The organism is Verrucomicrobium sp. 3C (genome assembly GCF_000379365.1).
Lineage (GTDB): Bacteria > Verrucomicrobiota > Verrucomicrobiia > Methylacidiphilales > Methylacidiphilaceae > Methylacidimicrobium.
On the sequence record NZ_KB901878.1, the window covers coordinates 38,769 to 53,741 of the forward strand.

The window sequence follows — 14,973 nt, forward strand, 5'->3', positions numbered from 1 at the left end:
CTTCAACTGCCCATCGAACCATTCGATTTCTTCGGGAGAACTGGCAATCGAAACTTCCAGTCCGCAATCCCTTGCCCCATCGGCTCTTAAATGGAAAAGCTGTTTCATCGAGCCTATGGCATCGAAAAAGTCGCCTCATGTCTAGCCTTTCTTTCCCTCCCTGGCGCGGAATCACTTGACCGTTCATAAAAAAAGGCCCTGGGATGAGTCGAGGCAGGCTCACAAATGCTTTTGACAATTTGTCGGATCGAAGGGAGCATTTCCTCCTGCTGTGCGGGTGTAGTTCAGTGGTAGAACACGGGCTTCCCAAGCCTGTAGCGAGGGTTCGATTCCCTTCACCCGCTCCCCTTCCACGAGCCAGCGAGCTTCTCGCTGCGATTTCCGGCTGCTCCTTACAGGTTATTCCAGTCGAGCCAAGTTCCAATCGTCCGCCGGGCCGCTTCCGCCAGCGCCGCTCCATGCCGCTTTGCCTCCGCACGCACCGTGCGCGGGTCGATGCCAGCTTGGGCCAGGTCGCAGCAGTGGCCGACGAGCCACCGTTCCATCCGACCGACATCGACCTCCAGATGGAACTGGAGCCCGAGCACAGGATCGCCAACCGCGTAGGCCTGCTCTGCGCAGCGCTCGGTGCGAGCCAGCAGCCGGCTGCGCGGGGGCGGATCGAAGCGGTCGCCATGCCAGTGCAGCACCGGCACGCCGGCCAGCGGCGCGAGCACCGAGTCCAGACCATCGTCCGTCAACGTCAGTGGGCCGAATCCGATTTCCTTGAAGCCCATGGGAACCACAGCGGCGCCCAGTAGGCGCGCGATCCACTGCGCGCCCAGGCAGATGCCCAACAGGGGTCGGCCGCTGGCCAGGCGCTGTTCCATGAAGTGCAGTTCGTCCGCGACAAACGGGTAGAGCGCGTCGTCGAAGGCGCCAATCGGGCCGCCCAGCACGACGACCAGATCGCTTGCGATCGCATCCACCTGGGACAGATCCTCCACGGCAGGGTCGAGATAACGCACCTCGAAGCTGCGCTCGCGCAGCAGCGGTTCGAGTGTGCCGAGGTCTTCAAAATCGATGTGGCGCAAGGCCAGGGCGGTCTTCATGGCGTATGCTCCGATGAGGTTGATGTCGAGGCCCGATCCTGATTGGGCCAGTAGTCCGTATCGGGCGTGGGGCGAGAGCCGAAGATGGCCTGGCCAATGCGCACGATCGTCGCGCCTTCCTCGATCGCCAGCTCGAAGTCGCCGGACATCCCCATCGAGAGATCCTCCATGCCGAAGCCTCCCGGAGCCTCCTGGCGCAGACGGACGCGCAGATCCCGCATCAAGGCAAAGCAGCGATGGACCCGCGCCGGATCGTCCGAGAGCAGCGCTAGGGTCATGAGTCCACGCACTCGCAAGGCAGAAAACGCGGGCAGCTTCCGCACGAAGCTAGCCACTTCGGCGGGCGGCAGGCCGAACTTGCTGGCTTCCCCCGAGGTATTGACCTGCACCAGCACGTCGAGCCCATGCCCCTCGGCCTGTAACCGTTGGTCCAAGGCCTCGGCCACCCGCAGGCTATCCAGGGCTTGGAACTCCGAAGCGAAGCGGGCTACGGTCTTGGCCTTGTTGGTCTGGAGGTGGCCAATGATCGACCAGCGCAGGTCGGCGAGGTCCGCCAGCGCTTCGGCCTTGCGCTGCGCCTCTTGCACCTTGTTTTCTCCTAGCTCGCGGCAACCGGCGGCGTAGGCCAGGCGGATGCGTTCCACGGGCACGGTCTTGCTAACCGGCAGGAGGCGCACCTCGGCCGGGTTGCGCCCGACGCGTGAACAGGCGGCGGCGATGCGCTTGCGGACCACTTCCAGGTTGCGCCGAACATCCTCAACGCTCTGCGCAATCGGGTAGGAACGCCTCTGCTCGTTTCTGGACAATGGACTCACCGACGTGCTCCTCGATTTGGCATGCGACAAGATATAGGCTGCCCTGCGGCAAAGGAAAACCATCAGAAAAGCACCTAATCGGTTTTCCTCCCGAGCATTGGCCACCGAGCGCCTGCCGGTCGATTGGCCTTCCGAGGCCGCATTCCGCTGCCGACGTAGCCGATTAGGAGGCTGGCCGCTTCTTTCGCCGCTTCGTCGGCCATGGGGATGGCACTCCTCGGTAGCTGGATGCCATGGTGGAGACGGTGGAAGACGACCGGGGGGCTTAAAGACTGCCTATCTCCCAAGCGTTCCCCTGCGGCTTGCGAAATAGACTTGGCTCCATCGTTGGCACTTGGTTTTCCGTCCTCGCAGCATGTCGTCATACCGCTCCGGGAAAAACCTGTGCCCCGTCTTGCATCCAGGCCCATTCGCGGCGCCTCGGGTACGAACTTTGTGCGATATGCAGTCTACACAGGGATATTCTGTTCCACCGCGATCCCGTGTCCTGGCGTGCCGTGATGGCCGACATGGTCTCCGAATGGCTCCTCCAGCTTCGGTTCGGCGGGAAAGAGCGAGTACTTGCGCCGATATCGTTTCGGTGAGATCCCGACATGCCGCCGGAAAAGACGGCGAAAGGAGCGCGAATCGTCGTAGCCGACCTCCGCGACGATCTCCTCCACGGTTCGATCGGTTCTTTCGAGGAGATCCTTGGCCTTCTCGATGCGCACTCCTTGGAGATATTTCCCCGGGCTCTCGCCCACCGCTGTCCGAAAGCGGCGCAGGAGCGTGCGGGGGCTGACCCCGCATGCGACCGCCAACTTCGGAAGCACTATCGGCTTCGCGAGATCTTGGGAAAGAAGCTCCTGCGCCTTCTGGACCATGCTATCCCCATGCCCCTGCCGGTTCCAACGAACCATGTAGGGGAGCTGGGAGTCCCGCTCGGAGTCGACCAGGATGAACCGGGCAACCGAGAGAGCCTGCGCGCGGCCGAAGAACTTTTCCGCGAGCTTGATCATCAGGTTGAGATAGGCTGTCGCCCCGCCTGCGGTAATCACCCTGCCGTCCTCGACGACCATGCGGGAGATTTGCCAGTGCACCTTGGGATAACGGGAGGCGAAGAAATCGGCCTGACACCAGTGGGTCGTCGCCTGGCGTCCGTCGAGCAGTCCCGCTTCGGCCAAGAAGAGCGCCCCCGTGCAGGAGCTCGTGACGATGGTGCCCCGGGCGTGGCACTCCCGCATCCAATCGAGATAGGGGCGGTTGCGACGCAATGCTTCCTCAAAATCCACATCCGGGGCCGGAACATAGATCAAATCGGGAGCGCCGGTCTCCTGAATGGCGCCCTCGGATCGAATCACCACCGGTCCGTATTCGACCGACATCCCGTCCGCGGAGACCAAAAGCACTCGGAAGCGACCTTGGCCATTCCCCGTGCACGGGGTGCCCGCAGTGACCCCCATCCGCTCGATGAGGTGCGCGGGGCCAACAACCGCCACGGGCTTCGCGCCGGAGAGAAGGGGAATCGCTGCGGTCAGTGGGCGGATGGGCTCCATCGCTTGGCAAAGAATAGAATCGAAAGCCGCCTCGGTCCAATGGAGAAGGATGGATTGGCGTTTTTAACCCGAAGTTTGTCCTTGGACACCCTGGAAGGCCGTTCCGGGTACTGGCAAGCTAATGGGATCGGTTCAAGCACCGTTGCTCGGTTGGGGTGCGCGCCGCCGGACTTCCGATGCGCAGGGGAACACTCAGGGAATAAGTGGATGGGCAGATGCCTCTCACCAGAGTCCACGGTCTTCTGTCGGTCTTCTGTTCTAGGAACGGCAAGCGGAAATAGATCCTCATGAATAGTCCTGCAGCAACGTCCAGAAATCTAATCCTGGCGTCCGGGGCGCTGGCTGGGATGGCCGCTCCCTTCTACCTGAACCGTCCCCACCTTGATGACCCGTCCCCACAGCACTGCGTATCCAACCGTTCCGGCGTCATCCCTGGACAAATGGGCGGCGGACTGCCGACCGGCGTGAGCGCGGTTCCCGACGGGCATTCCTACAACATCGCTACCGGGCTTTCCTGCTTATGCCCGCGGGATCCCTATTCCAGGGCATTTGCCGAGGTCGCACTTCGGCAGCTCGAGGGGCGGTATCTCCTCGGAGCGAACGGACACCTCTATTTGAGGGCGATCAGCAAGCAGTATTCGATCCCGTCCCGGAGCCTTTTTCCGGGACCGACCAGCTCCTTTGAAACCTGGTCGCGGTGGGCAGAGATCGTGCATTTCCGCGGGCCGGAGGTTTGGTCGTTTCCCCGCGACGCGCCGCATAGCGAGAAGAGCGACCAGGAGCAGTGGAGAGGGGGCTTCACCGTTCCTAAAACCCTAGACAACCATTCTCCTACCAGGCAAGCCCGTCCAGGACGTCGGCCGAAAAGCGCTGCCGACGCTTCGCGTGCCGGCATTTCGCCGGCAAAGCCCAGATAGCGCCCAATGCTCGCGCTTTCGGGAGCAGAGGCGCGGGAGGCAGTCGACTGCCTCGTGAGCAGGCATACACTGGCCAGGGGCGGAAGGCTTAGCCGGATGCGGAACCGCTCTGCGACGGGCGATGTCGAGGGTGAAAGAACCAGCGAGACGGGACGGACTGTCCCGACCGCACGTCAAGAATCTCAGAGCTGATCGCCCGTCGAAGGGGAAAACGGGAAAGCGGTCGCCCGCCGAATGGCGGCGTCCGTTCCAGCGAGGCCGGGGATGCTGTAGCGCAAGCGAGAGCCCCGGAAAGCCGGATCTCTATTTCCTAGAACTCCCTGGCTTTAGCTATGGGGAGGTTCAGGGAGAGTGGGACGTCAACCAACGGGAAAGAAAGCAGTTGACGTTTTTGGCCCGAAGTTTGTCCTTGGACACCCTAGCGGACACTTCCCGACGCTGGCAGACTCGCCGGTGAATCATCCGCGACGGCGCTTGCTCGGCAGAGCAGAGGGCTCCGGCGATTCAAGAAGGACAACCAAGGAGAATAGCACAATGAGCCATTGCGAAGAGAAGAGCTGCTGCGAAGAGACGAGCTGCCACGATGAAAAAGCTGAAAAGTGCCACGGAGAGGGCGACCTCATGGAGCATGTCATGCACATGTGGAAATCCGCCGGCTGCAAGGCTTGGCAGGAGGTCGTGACCGAAATCCTGAAAGAAAAGATCCGGAAGGAGTACGGCGCTCACCTCGAAAAGGGAGCGGATGCGTTCGTGGCATCCATGGGAGCCGGCTGGCAGGCGAAAGTCGCGCAGGCCAAGGCGGAAGTCGAGTTCCGGAAAGCGGTCGAGAAGGGGATCCTGGGCTAGCCCGACGGCGCTGCCGTTTTTACCCTCTCTCCGAAAAAAGGTGGCTGCTCCTTCACGGGAGCAGCCACTCTTTTTTTCGGCGATTGGCAATCTTTGATGGAAGGCGTTCCCAATCGAACTGCTTTTTGCAGGGAAGAGATCGTCGGGCATCCGGATCCGGGCGGCATCGTGGCTGAACTGCTCCCTAAAGCCGCTTCCATTGGTCGGACACACGGCGAGCACCTAAGCACTTACGTGGAAGTCGAGATGTTCATGACGGGGGCTGCATGTTAGATTGCCTGGCAGAATGTTATGTTGGCCTCCGGGTACCGTACAATTTGCGTTAGCCGCTACGAGGAATTCGCAGTCATGGGGCTTTTGACCTTCAACGTCACCCTCGACGGTTGCGTCGACCACCGGGAGGGGATCGCCGACGACGAGACACACGCCTTCTTCACCCGCCTCATGGACGAAGCCGGGGCGATGCTGTGGGGCCGCGTTACCTACGAGATGATGGAGAGCTCCTGGCCGGCAGTTGCCCGAGGCGGCGTGGAGGCACCGCCGGCGATTCGCGAGTGGGCGCTCAAGCTGGAGACTAAGCCGAAGTACGTGGTGTCGTCGACGCGAAAGGACTTTCGGTGGAACAATACCCACCACATCGCCGGCGACCTTCTCACGGAGGTGCAGAAACTGAAGGACGCGACTCCGGCTGGTGTGCTCCTTGGTAGCGGCAAGCTCGCGACCGAGCTGGATAGGCTGGATTTGATCGACGAGTACATGTTCCTCGTCCACCCTAGGATCGCCGGCCACGGCCCGACCCTGTACCAGAGTGGGCTGTCTTGTGCGCGACGGCTCGATCTGGTCTCCGCGAAGCCGCTCTGCAGCGGCGCGGTCGCCATGCACTACCGGCGCGAGCGCGGCTAACCATTCATTCAAGCCGACGCTGCTTAATTCAGGCGTTAGGCGGCAACAAGAGGGAAGTCCAGCTTCAGGAAGCAGATCGAGCCGAAGCTAACGAGGGCATAACCGATGCGAGCAACGAACGCAGAGAAATCCGTTAAGAAGCTGCGCTGCATCCAGCGCAGCGTCGACCGTCACTGGGTAGGCAATGGCTTCCCAGTCCGAACACTTTTTGCCTACCCGAACCTGGGACCGGTTCTCAGTCCGTTCCTGCTTCTCGATTACGCCGGCCCCATGGAGTTCTCGTCCACGGACGAGCGCCGCGGAGTCGGCGAGCATCCGCATCGCGGGTTCGAGACAGTGACTATCGTCTACGAAGGCGAAGTGGAGCACAGGGATTCCTCCGGAGGCGGCGGGACTATCGGCCCCGGCGACGTGCAGTGAATGACCGCAGCATCTGGCCTGGTTCACGAAGAATTTCATGGCCGTGATTTCGCCCGGCGCGGCGGCATGTTTGAAATGGTGCAGCTTTGGGTCAATTTGCCCGCGAAAGACAAGATGGTGGCACCGCGTTACCAAGGCATCCTGAATCGCCAGATTCCCGCTGTGAATCTGCCTGATGATCACGGAACCGTGCGCGTGATCGCAGGCGAGTTCGCCGGGGCAAGTGGGCCAGCTAAGACCTTCACGCCCATGCACCTTTGGGATCTCCGTTTCGCTCGTGATCAGCGGACAGACCTTGCGGTGCCGGACGGCTGGACAACGGCGCTCGTGGTGCTCAAGGGCGTGCTGCGCGTGAACGACTCCGAGCCGATCGGGGAGGCGGAGGTCGGACTGTTTGACCGTGCAGGGACGAGCATGTGCATTGACAGCGCGAAAGGTGTGACGGCCCTGCTCCTCAGCGGCGAACCGATTGAGGAGCCCATCGTAGGGAGCGGACCGTTTGTCATGAACAGCCCGCTGGAGATTCGCCAGGCGATAGCGGATTGCCAAAGCGGCAAGATGGGACACTTGCCATGAGTGAACGCGATGAGCGGGCGCGTCCAGGATACTGTGGCCACCTTCATGAACTTGTTCGTCGAGACAGGCGATACGGCCGGCATTCCAGTTCTCTTATGACCGCGAATGAAACTGCTTCATCCATTCGATCAGTGGTTAAGCTGAGCAGGAAGCCACTGGAAGGAGAGACAAGACCAGCAAGCGGACGCGCCAACGACCCAGTGACCGAGTGGACGCGCCGTCTCGCGGAGCATTTAGCCTTCTACAACGGCGAGCGTCCGCACCAGTCGCTGGGCTACCGAACACCGAACTCCGTTTCCGCAGATGTCAATGGAGGACGGGACAGTGTTCCCGACCATTTTGGGCGGAACGCGGGATTCTCCCCGCGCAGCTACAAGGCAGTGCTGTTCCGCTGCGACTGAAGTAATCAATGCAGCCTAAATTCGGAGGACGTTTGGCAAGCACGGATTCGCCTACATTCAAAGCAAAGCTGATGCGCCCAGCAAAGCCGGGTAACGATGATGCATGGGCGTTTCTTGTGCTACCGAAGAACGCAAGCGAAGTTCTGCCGAGGCGAGGCCGAACTTCGGTTCAGGGCACCATCAACGGCCATCCGTTCCAAGCCACGCTCGAACCGGACGGCCGGCTTAGCCACTGGCTCCGGGTGGACAAGGATCTACGCGAAGCGGCAGGCGCGGAGTTTGGGGAAACGGTCACCGTTCAAATTTCTCCACTGAATCCTGAGCCAGAGCCCATACCACCGGAGGAGTTGCGGCAAGTCATCGATGGATGCCCGGAAGCCAAGGCTACTTGGGAGGCCACGACAACCCTCGCACGCGTAGACTGGGTTCACTGGGTTGAGTCTGCGAAGCAGGCGAAGACGCGAAAAAGCCGCGTAGAGAATGCCTGCGACATGCTGGCCAAAGGAAAGAAACGCGTTTGTTGTTTTGATCAATCCGGCTACTATAGCAAAAGCCTCAGCGCTCCCGAGGCAATGGAGTAGCCGGCGTGTATCGTTTGCGCCCAACCAGTCGCTCCAATCGGCTGCCTCTGCCGGCAAGGTCGGATCGAAGACCCGGTCCACAAGACGAAGCTGGTGATGGTCACCGAGCGTGGCCTTGAGGGAGCGGCACGACTGTTAACCTGCATATCTCACCCGTACGAGCATAGGGGGAGGCAAAAAATCCGGCAAAAGGGCATAGGAAAGGCCGTCTTTCCCTGGTATAAGTGCGTTAACAACACGTTACTACAACCAGAAAAAAGAAACGGCCTTCGATGACAGAGTGTATCCAAGAGACTTTTGCGTTTACAGATCATTTTTCGCGACGAGTGGAAGCGGGATTTACCGCGGGTCGGATCTCAAGCGATGGGGGCGCAATCCTGTTGCGGGAAGCTGATCGGAAGATCGGTTTGTTAAGACGGCTGGAGGGCTGCTTCCGGGATCGGCGCCATCCGAAACGCATTGTGCATCGGGTACGGGAGATGCTCGCCCAGCGCGTCTTCGGGATTACGCTGGGTTACGAAGACCTCAACGACCATGAGCAGTTGCGGACCGATCCGTTGGTTGCTCTCCTGAGCGGGAAAAGCGATCTGGAGGAGGATCTGGCAGGCAAGAGCACGCTCAACCGGCTGGAGCTGGTGGGTCGAAGCAAGCGCTACCACAAGATCGACTACTCGGCCGAAGCGATCGACCGGCTTCTGGTCGATCTCTACCTCGAATCGCACCCCAGGCCCCCCGAGGAGGTGGTGCTCGATCTGGATGCGACCGACATTCCTCTTTACGGACACCAGCCGGAGCGCTTCTTCCATGGTTACTACGACTCCTACTGCTATTTGCCGCTCTACATCTTCGCCGACGATCAACTCCTTGGCGTCCGGCTTCGGCCATCGAACCAGGATGCGTCGGCGGGCTCCCTTACGGAGGTGAGCCGGATCGTGGGACAACTCCGTAGCCGTTGGCCTGGAGTCAAGATCGTGCTCCGGGCCGATTCGGGCTTCTGCCGGGAAGAGATCATGGCCTGGTGCGAAGCCAATCAAGTCGACTACCTCTTCGGCTTGGCCCGCAACGAGCGCGTGTGCCGGACCATTGAGGCCTCGATGGAGCAAGCCCGTCGTCTGCGCGAGTCGAGTGGCAAGCCGGCTCGTTTCTTTACCGAGTTTACCTATCGGACCTTGAGCACTTGGTCGAGAGAGCGCCGAGTGGTCGCCAAAGCCGAGTACCTGGAAAGGGGAGAGAATCCGCGCTTTGTCGTGACCTCTCTTTCCTCCGAGGAGTGGCCCGTCCAAGACCTTTACGAGAAGCTCTACTGTGCTCGTGGCGACATGGAGAATCGGATCAAGGAACAGCTCTACCTCTTTGCCGACCGGCTCTCGACCGCGCAAATGGCCAGCAACCAACTTCGCCTCTACTTCTCGGCTCTCGCTTACACCCTGGTCGAAGCGCTGCGACGGCTGGGTCTGCGAGGAACGGACTGGGCCGAGGCCCAGGTCGACACCCTCCGGCTCAAGCTCTTTAAGATCGGCACCCTGGTCCGAGTCAGCGTCCGCCGCGTCCTCCTCTCGATGAGCAGCGCCTATCCTTGGAAAAGCCTCTTTATCCACGCCTTCCGAGTCCTGCGTTGCTGAGCAGGTGTCAAAACCGCGGTTCTTCTCCTTCCGCAAAGCTTACGATCGGGCGGAGCCTTGCTCCACAACGGGCTTTTTGCCCTTTGCAGTGCTCGTGTTACGGCAAATCGAACGGAAATCTTGCTCGATCCTGCCTCACGAGGAGATCCTGGCGGCCGGAACTGCTCGCAAGCGACTCGACCAGCACCCCTCCCGCGCGAAAGCCCGTACTGGTGAGAAATGGCGGTTAAAGACGTTCTTCGCGAAGTGATGGCGAGGCAGTTTAGGCTTCGCGTCGGCGTTTGCACCGTATCTGGACCGTATCGGACATTGTCGATTCACTCCGTTTGCATTCCCCACAGCGGACGGTCGTGAAGGGCGCCTTCGGGCCGGAAGGCGCCCTTGACCGTGCGGGTTGGACGCGGTGAGCTTCCAACCACCTCTTGCCAATTGCCTTTTTTGCAAACTCCTTGGGCGGCTTCAGCGGCATTTCTTGCAAAAATCGATTGAAGGGCAAGCGCCGCCGATCAAGGATCGAGACAGCGATGAGTCTTCAGAACAAACAGGTTCTTTTGGCCCGACGGCCGGCGGGGGCGCTCCGGATGGACGACTTCACGGTCCGGACCAGGGAGTTCTCCGAGGAGCTTGCGTCGGGGGAGATCCTGGTCCGAAACCGCTTTGTCTCGGTCGATCCCTACCAGCGACTGCTGGCCGGCGGCGGGGACACCTTCACCCAGCCGGTTTCCGTTGGGGAGCCAATGCCCGGTTGGGCAGCCGGAGAAGTGATTGCTTCTCGCGACCCGAAGCTTTTCCCGGGCGACAAGGTGGTGACCTATCTGGGTTGGCAGATTTTCGGCATCTGTCGCGGGGAGAGCGCACGGAAGGTCGGCCTGCGCGGGCTGCCTCTTGCCGCCTATCTCGGGGTCGCCGGCATGCCAGGAGTGACGGCCTACCTCGGCATCTTCGACATCGGCCGCCCCAAGGCAGGGGAGACCGTCGTCGTCTCCGCAGCCTCCGGAGCGGTCGGAAGCGCGGCCGGGCAGCTTGCCCGGATGCACGGCTGCCGGGTGGTCGGAGTCGCCGGAGGAGGTGCCAAGTGCCGCCATATCGTGGAGGATTTCGGGTTTGCCGCCGCCGTCGACTACAAGGCGGGCGACCTATCGGGCAATCTGCGGAAAAACGTTCCCGAGGGGATCGATGTCTACTTTGATGGGGTGGGCGGAACCATTCTCGAAGCGGTGCTCCCGCTGCTCAATCTCTTTGCCCGAATTGTCCTCTGCGGCCACATCTCCACCTATGACCGGCCGGAAACGCCAGGCCCGAAGGGCTGGGACTTCCTCCTCTCCCGAAGAGTGCGGCTGGAAGGGTTCATCGTCGGCGATCGGCTCGATCGCTGGCTGGAAGCCCTCGGACGGTTGGAGCGCTGGGCCGCCGAGGGAAAGCTTCGCTACGAGGAGACGATCGTCGAAGGCCTCGAAAACGCCCCTGCCGCTCTTCTCGGGCTTTTTCAAGGGAAGTCTCTGGGGAAACTAGTCGTTGCGATCTAGCGGCCTTTTGGCCACGCGGGAGAGCAAGCCGATGGAATATATCCTCGCTCTCGATCAAGGCACGACGAGTTCCCGCGCCCTGCTTCTCGATCGCAGAGGAGCGATCGTCTCGAAGGCGCAGCGGCCGGTTTCGGTCCTTACCCCGAAGCCCGAATGGGTGGAGCAGAACCCCGAAGTGCTTTGGAGATCGCAAGAGGAGGCGGCGCGCGACGCCCTGGAGCGGGCCGGGGTCAAGCCCCGGCAGATTGCCGCCATCGGCATCGCCAACCAGAGGGAGACCTTCCTCCTCTGGGACCGGCGGAGCCTCGAACCGGTGGGAAACGCCCTGGTTTGGCAAGATCGTCGATCGACCGCTCTCTGCCGCCGACTGAGCGAGGGTGGTTGGGAAGAGACGATCCGGCAAAAGACCGGCCTCCGCTTGAACCCCTACTTTTCGGGGACCAAGCTCCTCTGGGTTTGGGAGAACCTTCCGATGCTCTCGAGCCGTCTCAACCGCCTCTGCTTTGGAACCGTCGATAGTTGGCTTCTGGCCCAGCTAACCCGAGGGGAGGTCCACGCCACCGAGGAGTCGAACGCTTCGCGGACTCTTTTCTACGACATCTATGAACACCGGTGGGACCAAGAGCTCCTGGCGCTTTTTCAAACGCCTCTTTCCCTTCTGCCAAAGATGCTCCCCTCGGCCGGACTCTTCGGGAAGGGGACGGGCTTCTGGGAGGGGATTCCGATCCTTGCGGTCCTGGGGGACCAGCAGGCTTCCCTCTACGGCCAACTCTGCTGGGGTAGGGGTGGCCTCAAGACGACCTACGGGACCGGGGCATTCTCGCTGATGAATCTAGGGAATCGGCCTCTGGCGGCCGCGGAAGGCCTCCTGATCTCCTCCGGCTGGAGGCTGGCCAGGCAGACGGACTACGTACTCGAAGGAAGCGTCTTCGTCGCCGGAGCCGCCGTTCAGTGGCTGGTGGATGGTTTGCGGCTAGCGTCGAACATTGCCCAGGTCGAGGCGATGGCGCGCCAGGCCCGCGAGACCGAAGGACTGGTCTTCGTCCCGGCTCTCACCGGGCTGGGAAGCCCGTATTGGGATCCCTCGGCGGAGGGACTCCTGATCGGGATCACCCGGAGAACCCGGCCTTCCCAGATCGCCCGTGCCGTCTTCGAAGGAGTCGCTCACCAAGTTTGCGACGTGATCGAGGCGATGGGCCGGGCAACCGGAGCGCCCCTCCATGAAATGAAGGTCGACGGAGGTGCGGCTCAGAGCGATCTCCTCCTTCAGATGCAGGCCGACCTGCTCGGCCTACCGGTCGCCCGCTCCGGCTGCCATGAGGCGACCGCTCTCGGGGCGGGTCTCCTCGCAGGCCGAGAAGCGGGCTTCTTCTCCTCTCCGGAAGAGCGGAGCTCCTTTGGGCAGATCGACCGGATCTTTTCGCCCCTTCTGGATCCACGGGAGCGTCTCCGCAAGCGCGAGGAGTGGAAGAGCGCGATCGATCGGGCTCGAGGCTGGAGAACGGAGGAGCCCGGGCCGAGTCCACCATGACGCGGGAGGCGGCACTCGACCTTGTCGGAGATTCCTCCCGGCCGTGGGACTTCCTGGTTGTCGGCGGCGGGGCGAGCGGCCTGGGCACCGCCCTGGAGGCGGCCAGCCGCGGCTACCGGACCCTCCTGGTCGAGAAGTGCGACTTCGGCAGCGGAACTTCGAGCCGATCTAGCAAGCTGATCCATGGAGGAGTCCGCTATCTCCGGCAAGGGCGGCTCCACCTGGTGCGGGAAGCCCTCCGGGAACGCTGGCTTCTCCTCCGCAATGCGCCCCACTTGGTGCAGCCGCTCCCCTTTGTCCTTCCGCTCTACCGGAGCGCGGAAATCCCTTGGTTTTTTTTGGGACTCCGACTCTACGAAGGCCTTTCCGGACCCCACCGGCTGGGCAGGGTGGAGCGGCTCAGCGGCCCAGAGACCATCGAGCGGCTGCCGACTCTCCGGACCGATCGATTGCGGGGTGGAGTGCTCTACTGGGATGCCCAGTTTGACGATGCCCGGCTGGCCATCACGCTCTTCCGCACGCTCGAGGACCACGGCGGAGTCGCCCTCAACGCGGCCGAGATCGTCGGCTTCTCCAAACCAGCGGGACGGATCACGGGCGCGGTCCTTCTCGATCGGCTCTCGGGCCGGGAGCAGCCGCTTTCGGCCCGAATCGTGGTCAACGCTGGCGGGATCTTTTCCGATCAGATTCGTGCCCTAGACGAGCCGGATGCCACTCCCCGGCTCGCGCTGAGCCGGGGCAGCCATCTCGTCTTCCCGGCATCGCTCTTGCCGGGCAAAGACGCCATGCTGATCCCGAAAGCCTCCGACGGCAGAGTCATCTTCGTCATCCCTTGGCTGGACCGGGTCCTGCTGGGCACGACCGAGGTTCCGGTCGACAAGCCCGAGGAGTCCCCCAGCATCTCTTCGTCGGAAGCCGAGCGCTTATGCTCGGAAGTCTCCCCCTACCTGCCGTCGGTCTCCTCCGCCAAAGCCGTGGCGTCTTTTTCCGGCCTGCGACCTCTTCTGGTGCAGCCGGGAACTCATCCGCGGGAGCAGTTGAGCCGGGAGCATTCAATCTGCGTCTCCGCTTCCGGTCTCATCACCCTGGCAGGAGGGAAGTGGACGACCTATCGGAAGATGGGGGAGGAGTGCATCGACTTTGCCGAGCGCGCGCATGGCTTCGCGCACCGCCCCTCCCAGACGGCGATGCTCCCTCTCCATGGCGCCTGCGAGAAGGGAAGGAGCGGCCACTCCTCCTTTTCGGTCTACGGTAGCGAAGGAAAGGAGATCGAAGGGCTAGCCGCCGAGGAGACGGGAGCAGCGGAGCCGATCCATCCCTCGCTCCCCTACGCCGTCGCCCAGATCCTCTGGGGGATCCGGAAGGAGAGGGCGTTGGGTCTGGAGGATCTGCTGGCTCGTCGGACTCGCGCGCTCTTTCTGGACGCTCGAGCGGCCCTCAAGGCGGCACCCCGGCTCGCCGATCTTCTCGCCCGCGAGTTGGGCCGCCCAGATTCGTGGAGGGAGGCCGAGCTTGCTGCTTTCGAAAAAGCCGCGCAGGCCTATCTCCCGCCGGAGCTCCCTTCCACCGATCGCTGATCTGGCTTTCGCCTTCCCCTGAAACCGAGACTCCCGAACCATTGCGCTCAGACCGGTTCCCCCTCGGCGTCTCTGACCTGGACTAGCCTGACTTCCCTTGAGTAGCAGCATAACTCATTGATGCGGAAGAACAGGCCTTTCCGCTACTGGCTACATCGCTGCCCAGGCCGGCGGCTGGGAGAAGAGCGGGAGCAGACGAAGTTTTTCCAGGAGCCGATTCAGCTCCCGAGGAATCTTGCTCAAAAGACGAACGATCGGCTTGCCTTCCTCGGAGAGAACGCCGAGGCGGATTGCTTGGAGGCGGCGCAGGAGCGCAGGAACGTGTTCGAAAACACCGAGCTTGCTCCACTCGGCGGCCAAAACGAGCCGTCAACCAATACGCGAGAAAGCAGATCCTCACGTGGTTCCGGACCCGATCAGGCCGCCAATGGAAGACCGGCCGGACCTCGAGGTAACTTTTTAATTCGCAAAACGCCTGCTCGACCTTACCGAGGCTTTTATAGTGGGCCAGGACCTCCTTGGCGGACGCCTCGGTGGGGGGCAGATTGGTTTCCAGCAGATACCAGCCGTCGGTGGCTTGCTCCTTGGCAATCTCCTTCTCGTCGAGCTTCCACCAGAACCGGCCTTCCCCG

At 62.0% G+C, this 14,973-nt stretch carries 13 protein-coding genes, 1 tRNA gene and 1 pseudogene; 11 read left to right on the plus strand and 4 right to left on the minus strand.

From position 1 onward, the window contains the following. Nucleotides 1-273: 273 nt before the first annotated feature. Nucleotides 274-344, plus strand: a tRNA-Gly gene (locus A37A_RS0114075). Between the two features lie 48 nt (nucleotides 345-392). Here the strand turns inward: A37A_RS0114075 and A37A_RS0114080 are convergent. The 3 genes from A37A_RS0114080 to A37A_RS17740 form a co-directional block, all read right to left on the minus strand. Further along, the gene (locus A37A_RS0114080; protein WP_018292125.1) at nucleotides 393-1,091 is read right to left on the minus strand and encodes a glutamine amidotransferase; all 699 of its coding nucleotides are present in this window, start codon (nucleotides 1,089-1,091) and stop codon (nucleotides 393-395) included. After that, the gene (locus A37A_RS0114085; protein WP_051076312.1) at nucleotides 1,088-1,906 is read right to left on the minus strand and encodes a YggS family pyridoxal phosphate-dependent enzyme; all 819 of its coding nucleotides are present in this window, start codon (nucleotides 1,904-1,906) and stop codon (nucleotides 1,088-1,090) included. Before A37A_RS0114085 ends, A37A_RS0114080 begins: the two co-directional genes overlap by 4 nt. 449 nt (nucleotides 1,907-2,355) lie before the next feature. Further along, the gene (locus tag A37A_RS17740) at nucleotides 2,356-3,441 is read right to left on the minus strand and encodes a GlxA family transcriptional regulator (protein WP_018292128.1); all 1,086 of its coding nucleotides are present in this window, start codon (nucleotides 3,439-3,441) and stop codon (nucleotides 2,356-2,358) included. A gap of 287 nt (nucleotides 3,442-3,728) precedes the next feature. On the opposite strand from A37A_RS17740, the gene A37A_RS20280 reads away from it, so the two are divergent. The 10 genes and pseudogenes from A37A_RS20280 (at nucleotide 3,729) to A37A_RS0114160 (ending at nucleotide 14,341) form a co-directional block, all read left to right on the plus strand. Then, nucleotides 3,729-4,358 (plus strand): hypothetical protein, encoded by a 630-nt coding sequence (locus tag A37A_RS20280; protein ID WP_155996707.1) that lies wholly within the window; start codon nucleotides 3,729-3,731, stop codon nucleotides 4,356-4,358. A 534-nt stretch (nucleotides 4,359-4,892) separates the two neighbouring features. Beyond that, nucleotides 4,893-5,204, plus strand: a complete 312-nt coding sequence (locus A37A_RS0114110) for a hypothetical protein (protein WP_020494493.1) — start codon at nucleotides 4,893-4,895, stop codon at nucleotides 5,202-5,204. A 348-nt stretch (nucleotides 5,205-5,552) separates the two neighbouring features. Beyond that, on the plus strand, nucleotides 5,553-6,107 hold the full coding sequence (locus A37A_RS0114115; RefSeq protein ID WP_026195854.1) for a dihydrofolate reductase family protein: 555 nt from the start codon (nucleotides 5,553-5,555) through the stop codon (nucleotides 6,105-6,107). A gap of 105 nt (nucleotides 6,108-6,212) precedes the next feature. Continuing rightward, a pseudogene (locus A37A_RS22110) lies at nucleotides 6,213-7,103 on the plus strand (pirin family protein). Between the two features lie 200 nt (nucleotides 7,104-7,303). Continuing rightward, nucleotides 7,304-7,504 carry an integrase core domain-containing protein gene (locus A37A_RS0114130; RefSeq protein ID WP_020494496.1) on the plus strand — a complete coding sequence of 67 codons (201 nt, stop codon included), beginning with the start codon at nucleotides 7,304-7,306 and terminating at the stop codon, nucleotides 7,502-7,504. A gap of 8 nt (nucleotides 7,505-7,512) precedes the next feature. Further along, nucleotides 7,513-8,085 (plus strand): YdeI/OmpD-associated family protein, encoded by a 573-nt coding sequence (locus tag A37A_RS0114135; protein ID WP_155996708.1) that lies wholly within the window; start codon nucleotides 7,513-7,515, stop codon nucleotides 8,083-8,085. A 272-nt stretch (nucleotides 8,086-8,357) separates the two neighbouring features. After that, nucleotides 8,358-9,707: an IS1380 family transposase gene (locus A37A_RS0114140; RefSeq protein WP_051076311.1), complete on the plus strand. Its 1,350-nt coding sequence runs from the start codon at nucleotides 8,358-8,360 to the stop codon at nucleotides 9,705-9,707. Between the two features lie 524 nt (nucleotides 9,708-10,231). Continuing rightward, a complete protein-coding gene (locus A37A_RS0114150) occupies nucleotides 10,232-11,233 on the plus strand; it encodes an NADP-dependent oxidoreductase (RefSeq protein WP_026195856.1) in 1,002 nt (333 codons plus the stop codon). 31 nt (nucleotides 11,234-11,264) lie between these two features. Beyond that, on the plus strand, nucleotides 11,265-12,764 hold the full coding sequence (locus A37A_RS0114155) for a glycerol kinase GlpK (protein ID WP_026195857.1): 1,500 nt from the start codon (nucleotides 11,265-11,267) through the stop codon (nucleotides 12,762-12,764). Next, a complete protein-coding gene (locus A37A_RS0114160; protein WP_020494499.1) occupies nucleotides 12,761-14,341 on the plus strand; it encodes a glycerol-3-phosphate dehydrogenase/oxidase in 1,581 nt (526 codons plus the stop codon). The genes A37A_RS0114155 and A37A_RS0114160 overlap by 4 nt, the downstream gene beginning before the upstream one ends. 150 nt (nucleotides 14,342-14,491) lie before the next feature. Here A37A_RS0114160 and A37A_RS21615 read toward each other — a convergent pair whose 3' ends face one another. Then, nucleotides 14,492-14,701, minus strand: coding sequence for a hypothetical protein (locus tag A37A_RS21615; protein ID WP_018292143.1), 210 nt, complete (start codon nucleotides 14,699-14,701; stop codon nucleotides 14,492-14,494). Nucleotides 14,702-14,973 lie beyond the last annotated feature (272 nt).

Bases quoted from the DNA above. Each gene is read 5' to 3' on its own strand.
- A37A_RS0114080 (WP_018292125.1), bottom strand. From the start codon at position 1,091: ATGAAGACCGCCCTGGCCTTGCGCCACATCGATTTTGAAGACCTCGGC.
- A37A_RS17740 (WP_018292128.1), bottom strand. From the start codon at position 3,441: ATGGAGCCCATCCGCCCACTGACCGCAGCGATTCCCCTTCTCTCCGGC.
- A37A_RS20280 (WP_155996707.1), top strand. From the start codon at position 3,729: ATGAATAGTCCTGCAGCAACGTCCAGAAATCTAATCCTGGCGTCCGGG.
- A37A_RS0114110 (WP_020494493.1), top strand. From the start codon at position 4,893: ATGAGCCATTGCGAAGAGAAGAGCTGCTGCGAAGAGACGAGCTGCCAC.
- A37A_RS0114115 (WP_026195854.1), top strand. From the start codon at position 5,553: ATGGGGCTTTTGACCTTCAACGTCACCCTCGACGGTTGCGTCGACCAC.
- A37A_RS0114135 (WP_155996708.1), top strand. From the start codon at position 7,513: ATGCAGCCTAAATTCGGAGGACGTTTGGCAAGCACGGATTCGCCTACA.
- A37A_RS0114140 (WP_051076311.1), top strand. From the start codon at position 8,358: ATGACAGAGTGTATCCAAGAGACTTTTGCGTTTACAGATCATTTTTCG.
- A37A_RS0114150 (WP_026195856.1), top strand. From the start codon at position 10,232: ATGAGTCTTCAGAACAAACAGGTTCTTTTGGCCCGACGGCCGGCGGGG.
- A37A_RS0114155 (WP_026195857.1), top strand. From the start codon at position 11,265: ATGGAATATATCCTCGCTCTCGATCAAGGCACGACGAGTTCCCGCGCC.
- A37A_RS0114160 (WP_020494499.1), top strand. From the start codon at position 12,761: ATGACGCGGGAGGCGGCACTCGACCTTGTCGGAGATTCCTCCCGGCCG.